At 72.8% G+C, this 16,981-nt stretch carries 14 protein-coding genes; 10 read left to right on the top strand and 4 right to left on the bottom strand.

Translation table 11 applies throughout. From position 1 onward, the window contains the following. Positions 1-144: 144 nt before the first annotated feature. Positions 145-3,570 carry an isoleucine--tRNA ligase gene (gene ileS / locus CC117_RS06035; RefSeq protein WP_071082752.1) on the bottom strand — a complete coding sequence of 1,142 codons (3,426 nt, stop codon included), beginning with the start codon at positions 3,568-3,570 and terminating at the stop codon, positions 145-147. 447 nt (positions 3,571-4,017) lie between these two features. Here ileS and lspA point away from each other — a divergent pair, with 447 nt between their 5' ends. The 7 genes from lspA to CC117_RS06000 all read left to right on the top strand — a co-directional run bounded on the left by lspA (position 4,018) and on the right by CC117_RS06000 (position 10,915). Further along, on the top strand, positions 4,018-4,869 hold the full coding sequence (gene lspA, locus CC117_RS06030) for a signal peptidase II (protein ID WP_407673478.1): 852 nt from the start codon (positions 4,018-4,020) through the stop codon (positions 4,867-4,869). Further along, positions 4,866-5,807, top strand: a complete 942-nt coding sequence (locus tag CC117_RS06025) for an RluA family pseudouridine synthase (RefSeq protein WP_071082751.1) — start codon at positions 4,866-4,868, stop codon at positions 5,805-5,807. The genes lspA and CC117_RS06025 overlap by 4 nt, the downstream gene beginning before the upstream one ends. Next, complete coding sequence (locus CC117_RS06020) at positions 5,804-6,970, top strand: hypothetical protein (protein ID WP_071082750.1); 1,167 nt, start codon at positions 5,804-5,806, stop codon at positions 6,968-6,970. Before CC117_RS06025 ends, CC117_RS06020 begins: the two co-directional genes overlap by 4 nt. 299 nt (positions 6,971-7,269) lie before the next feature. Beyond that, positions 7,270-7,914 (top strand): DUF6308 family protein, encoded by a 645-nt coding sequence (locus tag CC117_RS06015; RefSeq protein WP_071082864.1) that lies wholly within the window; start codon positions 7,270-7,272, stop codon positions 7,912-7,914. Positions 7,915-8,058: 144 nt separating this feature from the next. Further along, the gene (locus CC117_RS06010; protein WP_071082749.1) at positions 8,059-9,021 is read left to right on the top strand and encodes an ABC transporter ATP-binding protein; all 963 of its coding nucleotides are present in this window, start codon (positions 8,059-8,061) and stop codon (positions 9,019-9,021) included. Beyond that, on the top strand, positions 9,018-9,917 hold the full coding sequence (locus CC117_RS06005; RefSeq protein ID WP_071082748.1) for an ABC transporter permease: 900 nt from the start codon (positions 9,018-9,020) through the stop codon (positions 9,915-9,917). Before CC117_RS06010 ends, CC117_RS06005 begins: the two co-directional genes overlap by 4 nt. Before the next feature lie 200 nt (positions 9,918-10,117). After that, positions 10,118-10,915 carry a hypothetical protein gene (locus CC117_RS06000; RefSeq protein WP_071082747.1) on the top strand — a complete coding sequence of 266 codons (798 nt, stop codon included), beginning with the start codon at positions 10,118-10,120 and terminating at the stop codon, positions 10,913-10,915. Between the two features lie 72 nt (positions 10,916-10,987). On the opposite strand, the gene CC117_RS05995 is transcribed toward CC117_RS06000, so the two are convergent. After that, positions 10,988-11,998, bottom strand: a complete 1,011-nt coding sequence (locus tag CC117_RS05995; protein WP_071082746.1) for an AraC family transcriptional regulator — start codon at positions 11,996-11,998, stop codon at positions 10,988-10,990. A gap of 565 nt (positions 11,999-12,563) precedes the next feature. Between CC117_RS05995 and CC117_RS05990 the strand changes: the two genes are divergently transcribed. The 3 genes from CC117_RS05990 (at position 12,564) to CC117_RS05980 (ending at position 15,452) form a co-directional block, all read left to right on the top strand. After that, the gene (locus CC117_RS05990; RefSeq protein WP_071082745.1) at positions 12,564-14,009 is read left to right on the top strand and encodes an MFS transporter; all 1,446 of its coding nucleotides are present in this window, start codon (positions 12,564-12,566) and stop codon (positions 14,007-14,009) included. Between the two features lie 92 nt (positions 14,010-14,101). Continuing rightward, complete coding sequence (locus CC117_RS05985) at positions 14,102-15,058, top strand: SDR family oxidoreductase (RefSeq protein ID WP_071082744.1); 957 nt, start codon at positions 14,102-14,104, stop codon at positions 15,056-15,058. Next, positions 15,048-15,452: a beta-ketoacyl synthase N-terminal-like domain-containing protein gene (locus CC117_RS05980; RefSeq protein ID WP_241829872.1), complete on the top strand. Its 405-nt coding sequence runs from the start codon at positions 15,048-15,050 to the stop codon at positions 15,450-15,452. Before CC117_RS05985 ends, CC117_RS05980 begins: the two co-directional genes overlap by 11 nt. Here the strand turns inward: CC117_RS05980 and CC117_RS05975 are convergent. After that, positions 15,431-16,027 carry a dihydrofolate reductase family protein gene (locus CC117_RS05975; protein WP_071082742.1) on the bottom strand — a complete coding sequence of 199 codons (597 nt, stop codon included), beginning with the start codon at positions 16,025-16,027 and terminating at the stop codon, positions 15,431-15,433. The two genes, CC117_RS05980 and CC117_RS05975, sit on opposite strands and share 22 nt — an antisense overlap. Before the next feature lie 152 nt (positions 16,028-16,179). Then, positions 16,180-16,941: an alpha/beta fold hydrolase gene (locus CC117_RS05970; protein ID WP_071082741.1), complete on the bottom strand. Its 762-nt coding sequence runs from the start codon at positions 16,939-16,941 to the stop codon at positions 16,180-16,182. Between the last annotated feature and the right edge of the window lie 40 nt (positions 16,942-16,981).

Below are 16,981 nucleotides of genomic sequence, written 5' to 3'. Positions count from 1 at the left end.
TCGGGAGCCAGGCCTCCGCCCGTCGACCCGGCGAGGTGCGCGCAGCTCCGCGCCTGCTGTCCACCCCTCCCTGCCGGCCCGGCCCGGTGGGAAGCCGGGTCGGGCCGGGTGGCGGAGTGTTGCCGAGGGCGGGGCCGGCTCGGGTCAGCCCGCGGCGGCGGGGGTCGCCCGGGTGAGCGTGAACGTCAGACCGAGCTCCGCGGAGGCGCCCTCGTAGCGTCCGGTACCGCCGGCCGTGCCCGCCGTCTCGGTGGACGTCGCGGCGCGGGTCTCCGCGGGCGTCGCCGCGTCCGCGGGTGCCTCCTCGAAGGCGGTGGCGAGGATCTCGTCGGCCACGGTGCCGCCGTGCTCGCGCAGGGCGGCGGCGGTCTCCTCCCGGCTGGCCGACCAGCGCAGTGTGACCCGGTCGGTGATCTCCAGTCCGGCCGCGCGGCGGGCGTCCTGAAGCACCCGCACCACGTCGCGGGCCAGACCGGCGCGGGCAAGCTCGGGAGTGACCGTCAGGTCCAGGGCGACCGAGAGCCCTGACTCGCTGGTCACCGACCAGCCCTCCCGCGGCGTCTCGGTGATGATCAGCTCGTCGCCGCCCAGGTCGATGGCCTCGCCGTCCACCGTGACCGTCAGCCGGCCGTCCACCGGCGTGCCGGCGGTGGCGACGGCGGCGGCGACCGCCTTGGTGCGGCTGCCGAACCGCCGGCCGAGTGCGCGGAAGTTCGGCTTGACACTGATGTCGACCAGGTCGGAGGTCGCCGCCTCGACGGCGACGACGTTCAGCTCCTCGGCGATCTGAGCCCGCAGCTCGTCCGGGAGGTCGCCGAACGCGGACGAGCCGACCACTGCGCGCGGCAGGGGCTGGCGGGTCCGCACCCCGCTGGCGGCCCGGGCCGAGCGGCCCAGCTCGACGACCCGGCGTACCAGGTCCATCCGGTCGGAAAGGCCCGGCTCGACCAGTTCCGGCGGCAGCGCAGGCCACGGCGCGAGGTGGACGGAGTCCGGCGCGCCGGGCAGCACGCCGGCGAACAGGCGTGACCAGAGCCAGTCGGTCAGGAACGGGGTGAACGGCGACATCAGCCGGGTCAGCCCGTCGAGGCAGGTGTAGAGGGTGGCCAGCGCGTTCGGGTCGCCCGCCCAGAAACGGCGCCGGGACCGGCGGACGTACCAGTTGGACAGGTCGTCGACGAAGCGAGCGATGCGCCGGCCGGCCCGCAGCGAGTCGAAGCTCTCCAGAGCCAGGTCCACCTCGGCGACGGTGTCGGCCAACTCGGACAGCGCCCACCGGTCCAGCACGGGTCGACGCGCCGGCTCGTCGGCCGCGGACCCGGCCACCGGGGCCGCGGCCGGCTCCAGCCCGTCCGTGGCGGCCCCGGCCGTCTCTGCCGCCCCTGGCGCCGTGGCCGGGAAGCCGGTGCCGGTCCCGTCCGCGGCCGTGGGGCGCCAGTTCGCCGCGCCGGCGTAGAGGCTGAAGAACGACGCGGTGTTCCAGTAGGTGAGCAGGATCTTGCGGACGATGTCCTCGATCGCCTCGTGCCCGACCCGCCGGTCCGACCAGGGGGAGCCCCCGGCCAGCATCAGCCACCGGACGGCGTCGGCGCCGTGCCGTTCGAACAGCTCGAACGGGTCGAGGACGTTGCCCACGTGTTTGCTCATCTTGCGGCCGTCGGCGTCCAGCAGCAGGCCCAGGCACAGCACCGTGTCGTAGGACGACCGGTCGAACACGAGGGTGCCGATCGCCATCAGCGTGTAGAACCAGCCGCGGGTCTGGTCGATCGCCTCGCAGATGTAGCGCGCCGGGTACTGGCGGGCGAACTCCTCGGCGTTGCGGTGCGGCGCGCCCCACTGCGCGAACGGCATGGCGCCGCTGTCGTACCAGACGTCGATCACCTCGGGGACCCGCCGGGCGACGCCGCCGCAGGTCGGGCAGGGCAGCGTGACGTCGTCGACGAACGGGCGGTGCGGGTCGAGCCCGGAGTGGTCCTCCCCGGCGAGCTCGGAGAGTTCGGCGAGCGAACCCACGCAGGTCACGTGGGACGGGTCGGCCTCACAGCGCCAGACCGGCAGCGGCGTGCCCCAGTACCGGCTGCGCGACAGCGCCCAGTCGACGTTGTTGCGCAGCCACTCCCCGTAGCGGCCGTCGCGGATCCGCTCCGGGTGCCAGTCCGTCCGCGCGTTCTCGGCGATCAGCCGGTCCCGGACGGCCGTGGTGCGGATGTACCAGGAGGGCAGCGGATAGTAGATCAGCGGGGTGTGGCAGCGCCAGCAGTGCGGGTAGCTGTGCGTGAACGTCGACGCCCGCCACATCAGGCCGCGGGTGGTGAGGTCGGTGGACAGCGGCGCGTCGGCGTCCTTGAAGAACAGCCCGCCGACCAGCGGCACGTCTGGCAGGAAGCGGCCATCCCGGCCGACCGGGTTGACCACACCCAGGCCGTTGGCGCGGCAGACCGTGAGGTCCTCGGCGCCGAAGGCGGGCGACTGGTGGACGAGACCGGTGCCGTCCGTCGTCGTCACGTACTCGGCGAGCACGACCGAGTGCAGGCGGGCCGGACCCGCGGGCCCCGCCACGGACGGGCCGGCTCCCGCCGCCCCGGTGCCGCGACCCAGGCCGGCGACGACCTTCGCCGCGGACTCCTCGAACCGCGCCAGGGGGATCAGCTCGAACGGCCGGGCGTAGCGGGTGCCGGCGAGCTCGGTGCCGGTGAACCGGTCGAGGATCTCGGCGTCCTCGCCGACCGCGGCGGCCACCAGCGGCTCGGCGACCACCAGAAGCTCGCCGCCGGCGGCCCGGGTGAGCACGTAGGTGACCTCGGGGTGCACGGCCACGGCGGTGTTCGAGACCAGCGTCCACGGGGTCGTCGTCCACACCAGCAGGTGCGCGCCRCGTGCGGCGAGGTCCCGGGGGCCGTCCAGGACGGGGAAGCGCACGTACACCGACGGGTCGTCGGTGTCGCTGTAGCCCTGGGAGACCTCGTGGTCGGACAGCGGCGTCTCGTCGCGCGGGCAGTAGGGAGTGACCCGGAAGTCCTCCACCAGCAGGCCCTTGTCGAAGATCTGCTTCAGCGACCACCAGACGCTCTCGATGTACTCGGTGTCCATCGTGCGGTAGGCGGTGTCGAGGTCGACCCAGTAGCCCATGCGCTCGGTCATGGCGGAGAAGTCCGCGACGTGGCGCAGCACGGACTCGCGGCACTTCGCGTTGAACGCGGCGATGCCGTAGTCCTCGATGTCGCCCTTGCTGGTGAAGCCGAGTTCCTTCTCGACCGCCAGCTCGACCGGCAGGCCATGGCAGTCCCAGCCGGCGCGGCGGGGGACGTGGTAGCCCTTCATCGTCCGGTAGCGCGGGAACAGGTCCTTGAACACCCGCGCCTCGACATGGTGGGCGCCCGGCCGGCCGTTCGCGGTCGGCGGGCCCTCGTAGAACATCCACAGCGGGCGGTCGGCGCTGGCCTGCAGCGACCGGTGGAAGACCTTGGAGTCCTTCCAGCGCTCCAGCGTCTCGCGCTCGAAGGCCGGCAGGTCGACCCGCGCGGGCAGCGGCCGGAACGCGGGCTGGGGTACGTCGGGGGTGGCGGTCATCGTGGCGGTCTCCGTCGGCGGGTGCGGCTCTCCGGCGGAGGGACGACGCCCCGCACCACCGCTGCGGCTCCGGCCGGCGGCGGTACTGGGGTACCGCGGTACCACCCTCCTTGCGCGCCCCGGACCAGGCCGCCCTCGCGGGCAGCCGGTGGAGCGGCCACTCTTGTCCTGCCGCGGCGGCCGGATCTACTGGGGGCCCTCGGGGCCCTGTTCTCCCGGCGGCTCAGGGGTGATCTTCGCGCCGCGCTGGCCACCGGGCTCGCACCGCCCCCGGCTCGCTGTGGCTGCGCCCGCCGCTACTCGTCCCGTCAACGCCTTTCCGCGCCCCCAGCGTAGCCGACGGCGTTCCGGCAGCGCCCAGGCGCGGCGGGCCGGGGCCGGGCGCGGGATGGGCACGAGATGGCAGCGGGTCCCGTGATGGTCAGCCGGTGATATGACACCCGTAGAGTGGTGGTTGTGGTCGCCGAGCCAGGAACAGAGCGGGGCGCCCGGCGCGGGCGTGACGTGCCGGGCCGTGCGCCGACCCGCGACGATGCCGGGCCGGGCCCGGCCCTCCCCGGGGCCGCGTCCGTCGCCTCCCCCGCGTCCGCCCGGCGGGCGCCCGTTCCGCGGGTCGCCTCGCGCCGCGCGGTGCTCATCGTCGCGCTGACCGCGGCCTGTCTCATCGTGCTGGACGTGCTGACCAAGCTGCTCGCGGTCGCCGAGCTTTCCGGCCGCAGGCCGGTGGAGATCATTCCCGGCATCCTCGACCTGCGGCTGACCCGGAACTCGGGGGCCGCGTTCAGCCTCGCCGGCGGGGCCACGGTGATCCTGAGCCTGGTCGCGCTGGTGGTCGTCGGGGTCGTGGTCGTCACAGCGCGCCGGCTCGCCTCGGTCGGGTGGGCGTTCGTCTTCGGCGCGATGGTCGGCGGCGCGGTCGGGAACCTGATCGACCGGGTCTTCCGGTCGCCGGGGCCCCTGCGCGGCCATGTGGTCGACTTCGTCCACATCCACCACTGGCCGATCTTCAACCTGGCGGACTCGGCCATCGTCTGCGGCGGTGTGCTCGCTGTGATCCTCTCGCTGCGCGGCATCGGCCTGGACGGGACGAGGCTGACCGCTGTTCCCGCGGAGCCGGCCGCGACGAACCCCACCGCCACGAACCCAACTGCCACGAACCCCACCGGCGCCGGAAGTGCTGCCGGTGCCGCTGGTGGTGGGGCCGACAGTGATGCCGGCCCCGGCCGGAGCGCCGGTGCTGCGCCGGGGGAGCGTCCCGACGCGCCGGGCGGGCGCCACGAGGGGCCGGGTGCCCGATGACGACGGCCTACACGGACCGCCGCTCGCTGCCGGTTCCCGACGGTCTTGACGGCATCCGCCTGGACGCCGCCCTCGCCCGCATGTTCGGGCTCTCCCGGACGGCGGCCGCCGCGCTGGTCGACGACGGTCAGGTGAGCGTCGACGGGCAGGTCCGGGGGCGCTCCGACCGGGTCGCCGGCGGTGCCTGGCTGGAGGTAGACCTGCCGGCCCCGCCGCGGCCGGTGTCGGTGGAGGCCACCCCGGTCGAGGGCCTGGGCATCCTGCACGACGACGACGACATCGTGGTGGTCGACAAGCCGGCGGGAGTCGCCGCCCATCCGGCACCGGGGTTCACCGGGCCGACAGTCATCGGCGCGCTCGCCGCGGCCGGCTTCCGGGTCTCCACCTCGGGCGCGGCCGAGCGTCAGGGCGTGGTGCACCGGCTCGACGTCGGCACCACCGGCGCGATGGTCGTAGCGAAGAGCGAGCGCGCCTACACACTGCTCAAGCGGGCCTTCCGCGAGCGTGAGGTCGAGAAGGTGTACCGCGCGGTCGTCCAGGGGCACCCGGATCCGCTGCGCGGCACGGTCGACGCCCCCATCGACCGGCACCCGCGGCGCCCCGGTCTGTTCGCGGTCGTCGCGGACGGCAAGCCCAGCGTGACCCACTACGACACGGAGGAGGCGTTCCGCGCCGCCTCGCTGCTGTCCGTGCGCCTTGAGACCGGGCGCACCCACCAGATCCGGGTCCACATGTCCGCGCTGCGCCATCCCTGTGTCGGGGACCTCGCCTACGGTGCCGACCCCACCCTGGCAGAGCGGCTGGGTCTGACCCGCCAGTGGCTGCATGCCGCCCGGCTCGCCTTCGAGCATCCGGCGGACGGGTCCTGGGTCGAGTTCGTCAGCCCCGATCCCGACGACCTGGCCGAGGCGCTGAAGCGGCTGAACGACCAGACATGACGGCGCCGCAGGCCGCCGACCCGCCCCGTCCGTCTCGGCAGTACGAGCGGGCCCGGTCGCGCCGCCCGCTGCGTCTGCTCGACCGGGTGGACGACGCCGCGCTGCCGGTGGCCGGCCGCGTGCTGGCCCGGGGTGCGGATCTCGCGAGTGCCGCCCGGGGCCTGCCCGGGGTACGGGTGCGCCTGGCGGGGGAACCGCCCACCGATCGAACCGTCGTCGATGCCGCCCTGCCACCGGCCAGCGGGACGGCTGCCCCGCCGAACGGCGACGCGGCTGCCCCGCCGAACGGCGACGCGGCTGCCCCGCCGAACGGCGACGCGGCTGCCCCGCCGAACGGCGACGCGGCTGCCCCGCCGAACGGCGACGTGGCTGCCCCGGCGGCCGACGGCGTGGCCGACCCGCCGGACTCCCGCACCTCCACCACCGCCAGCGTCGTGGGGGGCACCCTCCGGCTGCTCGTCCTCGGCCTGGTTGTCCTGATCATCGTCGGCGCTGTCAGCACGATGCTGCGCGGCCCCGATCCCGGCAACAGCAGCAGCGGGATCCCGGGCCCCGGGCCGGGCGGCGCACCTGCCGGCCCCGCCACACCGACCACCACGGTGGGCCCGGTCGCAGGCGACGACGCCGCGGGGTATGCCGCCGCGGCCAGGGCGGAGCTTGAGTCGCTGGCCGGCGCGGCCCCGCAGGCCGACCTCTACGCGGTGGTCAGCCTGGCCGGCTACCGGACGCCGGAGGAGCTGCATCGGCTGTTCGCGACCTTCCGGATCAGCGAGGTGTTCTTCCGCGTTCCGCCGGACGGTGTCGTGCTCTCCGCACCCGTCCGTGATCCCGTCGCCGATGTGGAGGCGGCCTTCGCCAGCGCGGGCGATGCCGCCGAGACCCGCTCCCGCGACGCCGGCGAGGGCCTCGGTACCGACGCCGACGCGGGTGCCGCCCGGACCGGGCGGGATGATCAGTCGGGCGAGAGTCAGCAGGCGGCGAACCAGCAGGCGGCGGCGCTGCGGGCGCGGTGCGCGTGCCTGTTCGGAGTGGTCGTGCGGGCACCGGCGGCGCGCCTGCTCGAGCTCGCCCGGGGCAGCCAGGTGAGGGTCGTGGATCCGGCTCCACCGGGCCTCGCACCGCCGGCGGTGCGTTTCGTGCCGTTGGAGCCCGAGCGGCCCTGACCAACCCCGACGAACCCTCGGCAGCCCTGACCGGAACCCCTGCCAGCCTGACCGGGCGGAGCCGGACCGCTCCGAGGTGCCTGTCCGCGCACGTCGGGGCAGGCACGCCTGGGCCGGCCCGGCAGGCCCCGCAGCGGTCTGCGCGGCGTCGACCACGTGTGTTCCCGGTGTGTCCCGGGTGGCACCGGCCGGTCGTCCACCGGGGGCGTCTTCCGCCCGCCACGGGGGACAGGGCAGGATTGCCCCAGGCGCCTCGGCCGGGCGCCGGCGCGGTGTGGCTGACGAAGGAGGACTTTCGGGTGAGGTTGGCAAAGGGCACCCGGGAGGTCTTCGACGCGGAGAGCCTGCTGGAGGAGTACCTGGGGCCGCGCCGGCGTGGCCTGCGCTACGCCTACCCGTACTACGACGGGCTGGTCACCAACGGTGACCCCGACCTGCTGTGCACCAGCGATCTCCTTTCGCCCTGTCTGCTCGGCGTCAATGTGGACCTCGACCGGATGCACACCCTGACCGCGCTGACGCCGCTGCTGCAGCGCGCGCTCGACCGGCTTCCCCCGGGCATCGAGCTGATCGAGGCGGACGAGGTCACCCTCGACCTGGTCGCGGCCCTCTACGACCCGCTCGACGACCCGGACGTCGCGGACCGTGACGTCAAGGGCTCGCTGATCGCGAAGGTGCTGCACCGCAAGCGGCCGGCGCTGGTCCCGCTGTTCGACTCGAAGGTGCGGATCTTCTACCAGCACGAGGACTGTGTTCCGCCGTCGCCGCGGGACGGGCGGTCCTGGCGCCAGTACATGGAGATGCTCGTCCGGGCCATGCAGCACGACCTGCGTGAGAACGCCGACGAGTTCCGCCGCCTCGCCGGGCTCGTTCCGCCCGGCGGCCCGCCGGTCACCCCGTTGCGGATCCTCGACATCGTGGTCTGGATGAGCAGCGCGGTCTGACGCCCGCCGGCCCGTGCGCGGTGTCCGCCCGTCTCCGGAGCGCCCGGTGATGCGCTGGCGGGTGTGCCCTGGTGTGGCTTCCGTTGTGGGTGTGACGTCGGCGGCATCGGCCCACGGCCTCGCCTCGGCGTGGCGGCTGCGAGAATGGCGACCGTGCTGAGCTACGCCGTGCGTGGCCTCACCCGGCAGCACGGTGCCGGGGAGTGCGCCGTCCTCGCCAACGACCGGATCGATCTCGATGTCCGTCCGGCCGAGGTCTTTGGCGTGCTCGGCCCCAACGGGGCCGGCAAGACCACCCTGGTCCGTCAGCTCATGGGCCTGATCCGGCCGGACGCCGGCTCCATCACGATGTTCGGGCATGACGTCGTCAGCCGTCCGGGTGTCGCTGCCCGGATGGCCGCCTACCTGGGCCAGGACGATCTCGCGCTGGCCGAGCTGCCGGTCGGCCTCGCGGTCGAGACCACCGCGCGGATGCGCGGCCTGTCCCGGGCCGGCGCGCGGCGCGAGCGTGCCGCGGTCATCGAGGAGTTCTCCCTGGGCGAGGTCGTGAACCGCCCGCTCGGGCGCCTCTCCGGCGGGCAGCGCAGGCTTGCCTGCGTGGCCACCACACTGGTCGGCGAACGCCCGGTGCTGGTGCTCGACGAGCCGACGACCGGTCTGGACCCGGTGGCCCGCCGCGCGGTGTGGGCGGCGCTGGAACGCCGCCGTGCCTCGCACGGCACCACCGTCGTCCTGATCACCCACAACGTGCTGGAGGCGGAGACGGTCCTCGACCGCGTCGCCGTCCTGGAGGCGGGCCGGGTGATCGCCTGCGACTCGCCCGGCAGGCTCAAGGCGTCCGTCTCCGCCGACGTCCGGCTCGACCTCGTCTGGCGCCACGACCCGCCGGTGGACGACCCGACGGTGGCCCGGCTGGCCGCGACGGCGCGGGTCACCGGCCGCCGGTGGACGACCCGGCTGGCGCAGGCCGAGGCCCGTGACGCGCTGGGCCGCCTCACATCCGGGCCGGCGTTCGCCGCCCTGGACGATTTCAGCCTCGCGACTCCGTCGCTGGAGGACGTGTATCTCACTCTCGGCGGAACCTGCCGTGACCTGGAGCGGACATGACCTTGGCGACGCCTCACCCCGCCACCGGAGCGGGCGCGGCCGCGCTGTCGCCCGCGCTTGCTCCCGGAGCGCCCGTCGTGCCGACTGACTCCCGCGAGGCGGACCAGGAGGGCGCCGTCCCGTCGGCCCTCACCGTCGCCCCGCTGCCACACGGCACGGCCTTCCCGGCCGCGCTGGCGGCCGTGTACCGGGGCCAGCTGGCCCGCGCCCGGGTGGCCCGGGTGCCGTTGCTGTTCGTCGCCGCCTTCCAGTCCCTCGGGATCATGATCCTGCTGCGGGGCATCGTGGACGTCGACGACGACTCGGCGGCGGCCTCGGTCGTCGCCGGCTCCACGGTGCTCGTGGTGRCCTTCGTGGCACTCAACCTGCTGGCGCAGCGGTTCGGGGCGCTGCGGGCCGCCGGCGCGCTCGACTACTACCTGACCCTGCCGATCCCCGGCGCGGCGGTGGTGCTCGGGACGGCGGCGTCGTACGCGACGTTCGCCGTACCCGGCACGATCGTGACCGTTCTGGTCGGCTCGGTACTGTATGGCCTGCCGATGTCCGGTCTGTGGATGCTGGTTCCGGTCACCGCGCTGGCCGGTGCCAGCCTGGCCGGTATCGGGGCCGCGATCGGGCTGCTCGCACCCAAGCCCGAGCTCGCCACGGTCGCCGGTCAGCTGGGTATGAGCGTGGTGCTGTTCCTGGGGGTCATCCCGGCGAACCGGCTGCCCGGCATCGGGCGGCTGGCGCGTGACCTGCTGCCCAGCAGCTACGCGGTGGACGCGCTGGCGGAGGCGTTCGCCCCGTCGATCGACTGGGCCGGCGTGCTGGCCGACCTGGCTGTCTGCGCCGCGGTGGCGGCCGTCGCGCTGCTGGTGGCCGCGCAGGCCCTGCGGCGCGTCGCCCGGTCCTGACCGGGCGGCTGCCGGTATCCCCGGTGCCCGGGCGGAGCGCAGTGACAGGTCGGCGCGGACGGGTCGGCGAGGCCGCGGCAGGCGGGGGCACTGCGCCTGCGGGTACGGTCGACCCCTGGGTCTGATGTCAACGGGGGGTCGGGTCGCCCTGGAGATCCGGGCCGGTTAACCGGTGTGGCTGGCGAGGAGACGGACGGGTCGTGGCAGAGAGGCCGGGCGGCACCCGGGATGCCGGAGAGTGTTCCGGGCCGCAGGCGGACGGGCGGTCCGACCGCGGTCCTGTCCCGGGCACGCCGGTGCCCGCGGCCGAGAGCTCCGCGCCCGCCCCAGAGCGCACACCGTCGGTGGTCTCCCGCCCGACAACCGAGCCGTTCGCCCCAGCGCCTCCAGCGCCGCCCGGTGAGCGCGGCCTGCCCGCCGACGAGTCGCTGGCCGGCCCGGCCGCCGCGGTCGGAACGCCTGCGCCACTCGAGCGGGAGCGCGCCCGGGCCGAGCCGGAGGGTACCCGGGCTCGGCTGCTCGCCGGGCTGGTCTGCGCCCTCGCGATGGTCGTGGCCGGCCCGCTGCTGGGCCTGCTGTGGGCCGCCACCGCACCCCGCCTCGACGTCGACGCGGCGCTCGCCGGCGCCATGTCGGTGTTCGGCGCGCAGAGCACGACCGACCTTTACTTCGCGCTGATCTGCGCGGTCGCCGGTGTGGTGGGCGGCCTTCTCGCCGGCTGGCGGGCAGCCGGCGCGGGCTGGCCGGTCCCGGTCGGTCTTGCCGCCGGCGGGGTGGTGGGATCGCTGCTGGCCGGGTGGACCGGCCAGCAGCGCCGCTCCGGTGAAGTGCTCGCCTCGCTGCCGCCCAATGCCACGGCGCTGCTGCGCGACCTGGCCGAGTTCCACGTGCGGGCCACCGGGCTGTACCTCGTCCTGCCCGGGATGGCGGTGCTCGTGCTGGCGCTGTTCCTGTGGGCCGGCGGGACCACGCTCGGCTGGCCCTGGCGCCGCCGCTGACCGCCTGCCCGCGGCATGACGGGCACGCTCAGCTCAGAGCCCGCCCGAAACCCTCGGCGCGGAGCCTTCCCATCACAGCGTCGTCGATCTTACGGCGCCGTCTCGCGGGCCGTCCTCGGCGGGTGTCTTTCCGGTCATCCGTCGGAAACGCTGGCGGTACTCCCCGGGTGTGATTCCGAAACACTTGCGGAAAGCGATGTGGAAGCCGACCGCACTTTTGTAACCGACCTTCTGGGGTATCACGCCGAGCGGGATGTCGCTCTCCGCGAGTAGACGCGCGGACTCACGCATCCGGCGGAGGGTGAGATGGCTGGATGGGCTCTCGCCGACGATCTCGCGGAAACTGGCCGCGAAGGCCGATCGGGACATGCCGACCTCCCGGGCCAGGGACTCGATCGTCCAGGGCTCGACGAATCGCGTGTACATGATCAACAGGGCTTTGCTGATGGCCGGGTCCTTCAGCGCGGTGATCACCTCCGGACGATCCATCATGCCGCGCAGCAGGGGGTGGAGGGTGAGAATGAAGAAGACCTCGAAGATCCGCAGGGTGATCAGGCGCGGCCCRGGCCCGCCGTCCCGGTCCGTGACGAGCTGGTGGATGATGTCCCGCAGCAGTGGTTCCGCCTCCACGGCCTCCCGCTCGAGCGTGAGCATCCACGGCAATGCGTGGTAAAGGGATGACACGGTGTTGGTGTCGTAGTAAAGGCCCGCGCAGAGGATCCGTGTCAGCTCRCCCTCTCCGCCGAGAGCCAGCTRGCTCGAGATCCCCGGCGAGCGGTCGGCGAGCAGGGTCCGCAGCGGCACGCCCCGCCGATCAGGGWGGTCTGAGACCCGGTGCGACCGCCCGGTGGGGAATACCGCCAGATCCCCCTCCCGCAGGAGGACCGGCCTGGCCCCCTCGGTGCCGATCCAGCACGAGCCCTCGATGACGTAGTGGAGTACGACGCAGTCCGATTCGGAATCGCCTTCGATCGACCAGGGAGAATTCAGGAGCCAATGGCTCTGGAACACTCCGGTCAGACGAATCGGACGTAGAAGCTCACCAAGCAGATCATTGTCCTGGTCCGCTACCTGCACGGGCATGTCCCCGCTCCCTCGGTACTGGCGGCTCGCTCCATTGGACGGTACCTGCGGAACACCTGGATTCGACCGGGTCATCCGCCGTACATCAGTTTCCCGAGCCTAACCTGTACACAACCGCCAGATTCAGGTCTGCGCTTGGTCGCGAAGGCGACAATATCACCCTGATCGGGAACCGTGTGGTCCTCGAGGGCTCGGGTCCGGGTCAAGCTCTCCGGTCGCGCGCCCGCCGAACCAGTCCAACCGTCCAACCAGCCGCGATTCTCCTCCGCCACAGGGCGGCCCATATCTGGTGACCCAAGCGGCGAGATGTGGTGTCAGGGTGTGCATACTATCGGACATCCGAGGATGTACGGGCATCGAGCAGCCCCGGGCGCATGGACGTTTGTTAAGTAGCCCTGGTCGATTCCTTATTGCCTCCCCGGTTCGGGTGGAGAACCGTTGTCGTGGGCCGGTTCTCGACGGGCACGGCCGGAACTTCTGGAGCAGCTCGTCGAGAGGTGCATGCAGGGCTACGACCTTCCCGCCGTGCCCGCGACGACGAGCTAGCCGAAACAGGTGATCTCTTTTGGGAAAATCTGCCCGTAGTTCCTTGACGCTGCTCGTCGGCACCCAGTTTCTTCTTATTCTGGACACGGCGATCATAAATGTCGCGGCGCCGTCGATCGGGGACGACTTCGACGTCTCGGCGACGACGCTGTCCTGGGTGGCCAACGCCTATCTGGTGACGTTCGGCGGTCTGTTGCTGCTGAGTGGTCGTCTGGCGGACCTGCTCGGGCGCAGACGGCTGTTCCTCACGGGTCTGGCCGTCCTGGTCGCCGCGTCGCTGACCGGCGCGGTGGCGCAGACGGCTGCCTGGCTGATCGCCGCCCGAGCGGTGCAGGGTGCTGGCGCGGCTCTGGCTGCGGCCGCGGCGTTCGCGCTGCTGCTCAGCCTGTTCCCGGACGGCCCCGACCGTCATCGGGCGCTGGGTGTGTTCGCGGCAATGGCCGGCGCGGGCGGCGCCGCGGGAACCGTGCTCGGCGGCGTGCTCACAAGCTGGTTGACCTGGCGGTCCACCTTCGGGCTGAACGTGGTCGCCGGCCTCGTGCTCGTCGGGTCGGCACTTCGGGCGCTGGCGCCGGACATGCGTCCGCCGGCACGTCGCGGCTTCGACCTCGGTGGCGCGCTGGCCGTCACCTCGGGGCTCGCGCTGCTCGCCTACAGCCTGGTGAACACGGGCGTGGCCGGCTGGACCTCGCCGCGGACCCTCCTACCCGGCGCGACGGCGGTGGCGCTCCTGGCGGTCTTCGTCTGGCTGGAGGGCAGAGTAAGCGTTCCCCTGGTTCCGGCCGCGGTCGTGCGCAGGCCGGTCCTACGGCGGGCGAACCTTCTCTCGGCGCTCGGGCAGGTCGTGCTCTTTCCGATGTTCTTCCTCGTCAGTGTGTATCTGCAGGATGTTCTCGGTTACTCACCGGTCGCGGGCGGCAGCGCGCTGCTCCCGTTGTGCGTCGTGGTCATTCTGGTGGCTTCCAACGCGGAGCGGCTGATCGGCGGCCTCGGGCTCCGTCCGGCGATGATCGCGGGCTTCGTGCTCGTGGCCGTCGGCATGGCATGGCTGTCGCTGCTGTCTCCCGACGGCTCGTTCGTCGGAGATCTCTTCCTGCCCAGCCTGATCCTCGGAGTCGGCCTGCCGCTGGTTGCCATCACCACGAACGTCGCGGCGACCGCGGACGCCGGCCCGGAGGAGATCGGCCTCGCCTCCGGACTGATCAACACCARCCAGCAGTTCGGCTCGGTGATCGGTCTCGCGGTGCTGAGCGGTATCGCCAGCGCGCGTGTCACCGCCGAGGGCGGTCCGGACGATCCCGCGGCGCTCACCAGTGGCTTCGCCCTCGCCTTCATCGCCGCCTCCGCCATCGCGCTGCTGTCCGCCCTCTACGCGGCGGTGCCACGGATGGCGAGGCCCCAACAGGAGCCGACCCGGGAAGGACCACCGGTGTCGATGGCTGCACCGGGAGACAGGAAGAGCTGAGCCCCCTGGGGGCGCATGACCACACAACGACCGGTGCGTCCGGGACCGCCGCCGGCCCACGACAGCACAGCGACGAAAGGGCGAGAAAAGGCATGTCAGAGGACCGCACTTATCTGGTGATCGGAGCGCGTGGCTTCCAGGGAGCCGCCGTGGCCCGAGCCCTGCTCGCCGAGGGCCTCGATGTCCGCGGGTTCGCCCGGGGCTCCGGTGCGCCGGTCGCCGGCGCACCGGAGCTTCCGACGGTTCTGGGTGACCTCGCCGAGCTCGACGACGTCCGCAAGGCCTTCGTCGGCGTCACGCACGCATCCGTGGTGCTGCCGCTGGTCTACGACGTGGGGCTGGTCCAGACCTATGCGCGCAATGTGGCCGCCGCCGCGCGTGAGGCGGGCGTGACCCGACTGGTCCACAACACCAACACCCCGTTGCCGAGGCAGGTCACCCCGTATGCGGCCTATGAGACCCGCCGCACCGCCGAGGCCGTGCTGGCGGACGGTGTTCTGCCGACGGTCGTGCTGCGCCCGCCGGTGTACCTGGACAACCTGTTCAGCCCGTGGAACGGGCCCGCGCTGATCAACGACGGGGTGCTGGCCTATCCGCTGCCCGAGGGGCGCAGGGTCTCCTGGCTCTCGCACGCGGACCTTGCCACCGCCACCCTCGCGGCCCTGCACGGTGAGGGGCTCGAGGGAACGGTGCTGTCGTTGGGCGGCCCCGACACGGTGACGGGAGGAGAGCTGGCCCAGGCCTTCGCCGCCGCGCTCGGCAGGGACGTCGCCTACGTTCCGCTGGAGGCGGACGACTTCGAGGCGGGGCTGCGGACGGTGCTCGGCACGCCTGCCGCGGCAGGCGTGGCGGGAATCTACCGGTGGGCCGGCACCGGCGGTGACGCCGAGCTCTTCGTCGCCGACCACGACGAGGTCGAGCATGTCCTGGGCGTCCGCCTCACCCCGATCAACGAGTGGGTCGCCGCCCAGCCCTGGAGCACATGGGCGGCCGTTCGCTCGAACGGCGCCGGGCCGCCGGATCCGGTCAGAGCCGACCATGGTGGTTGAGCGTCCCGAGGAGAGGCGGGAGGGCTTGGTCACCGTCGAAGGCCGGGAGAGCGCCGTCGCCGTTGTCGGCATGGGCTGTGAGCTGCCGTCCGCCCGTGGCCCGCGGGAGCTGTGGCGTCTGCTCGCGCAGGCGCGCGACGCGGTCGGCCCGGGCCGGGCCGGGACCGGTCTGCGGCAGGCCGGTCACATCGACGGCGCCGGCTGTTCCGACCTGACCCGTTTCGGTATCGATCCCGACGAGGCGGCCTGGCTGGATCCCCAGCAGCACCTGCTGCTGCGGGTCGCGTACGACGCCATCGCGGACGCCGGCCTCGACCCGGCCGGCATCGCCGGGAGCCCCACAGCCGTCTGCGTCGGCCAGTCCGCCTCGGACTAYGGGGCCGATCGGCGGTAGGTGAGGAAGAGCGCACCGCTCCTGAGGGCGGTGTGGTCGGTCAGCTCCCAGGTTCTCGGGTCGAAGGCGGCGGTATGGGAGAACAGGGGGATGCCGGTGCCGAGCGTCAGCGGCCCCAGCTTGACGACGAGTTCGTCGATCTCCCGGTAGAGCGTGCCGGCGAGCTCGCCGCCGCCGACAAGCCAGATGTCCCTGCCGTCCTGCCGCTTCAGCTCCCGGACCGTCGCGGCCGGGTCGGTGGCGACCAGTTCCACGCCGCGATCCGGGCTGGTGGTCAGCGTTCGTGAGAAGACCAGGTGCCGCAGGTGGGGAAAGGCGTTCGTGAGGCCGGCCCGCAGCCCGATCTCGTAGCTGCGGCGGCCTTCCAGAACGGTGTCGAAACGGGTTCCCGGGGCGGTGATGCCGAGGGCGGCCCGAGCCGGGCCGGGCAGCGTCTCCGGGTACTCGGCGGTGAGGTGCTCGAGGTAGTCCTGCGGTACCGGCCAGAACCCGCCAGGGCCGGTCGGGTCGGCGCCATCCGGACCCGCGACGAACCCGTCGACAGTGGACGCCACGAAGTAGACCAGACTGCGCACGCGCCACTCCTCGATGTCGGCAGCCGACCGGCCGCCACTCGACGGCCCGGACATCTACAGGGCCAGTTCGGCTGGAGTCGCTGCGCAGCGGAAATGATCTGCACACTACCGTCAGCCGGCCGGTCAGCCGGAGAGCTGTGCCTCCGAGGCGACTACACAGGCCTCCGAGGCGACTGCACAGTCTGCCCGGTCGCCTCGACCAGGAGCGCGGTGAGCTCGTCGGGGTGCGTGAGCATCGGCTCGTGGCAGGCGTCGACAAGCCGACGATGGAAGTGCGGGTCGGACTCGGCACGCGCGCGTTGACGTGCCACCTCCACCGCGGGAAGCCGACTCGGAGTGCACTCGATCATCGTGCCCGGGTGCGACCAGGCCCGGTCGGTGGGGCCGATCCGGTCGAGGTAGGTCCTCATCGGCTGCGGGGTTGTCTTGGAGTTGACCCAGGCGATCTGGTCGGGATCGCTCAGACCCCACCAGCTGGCGTCGGAGGTCGGCACATACCAGCCCTCTCCGTTCTCCGCGGCCATCTTCTTCATCTGGGCGGCTCGCTCCTCGCCGATCAGCTCGAAGATCGACTCGCCCTCGCGCGGAAGGTGTGCGTCGACCCAGACAACGGTGCGTACGCGGTCGAAGACCTTCTGCATCGCACCCGCCACCGGCATGCCGCCGTAGCTGTGAGCGACCAGGACGACGTCGCTCAGGTCCTCGTACTCGAAGACCCCGACCAGGTCGTTGACGTGTGTCTCGAGGCCAATCTCCGGGCGCAGAAGGTGTGCCCGCTCACCGAGGCCGGTCAGGGTCGGCGTATACGTCGGGTGGCCGAGGGCGCGGAGTCGAGAGGCGACGTCGCGCCACGCCCAGCCGCCGTGTCGGCCGCCGTGGACGAGGACGAATCCAACGTGCTGTGTGCTGGCCATGAGTCTTCCTTCGCGGACGCTGTGGGCGTGCCCGACAGCG

It is taken from the genome of Parafrankia colletiae (genome assembly GCF_001854655.1).
GTDB lineage: Bacteria > Actinomycetota > Actinomycetes > Frankiales > Frankiaceae > Parafrankia > Parafrankia colletiae.
The sequence above is the reverse complement of the archived record's forward strand: the minus strand, read 5'-3'. Positions and strand labels throughout refer to the sequence as shown.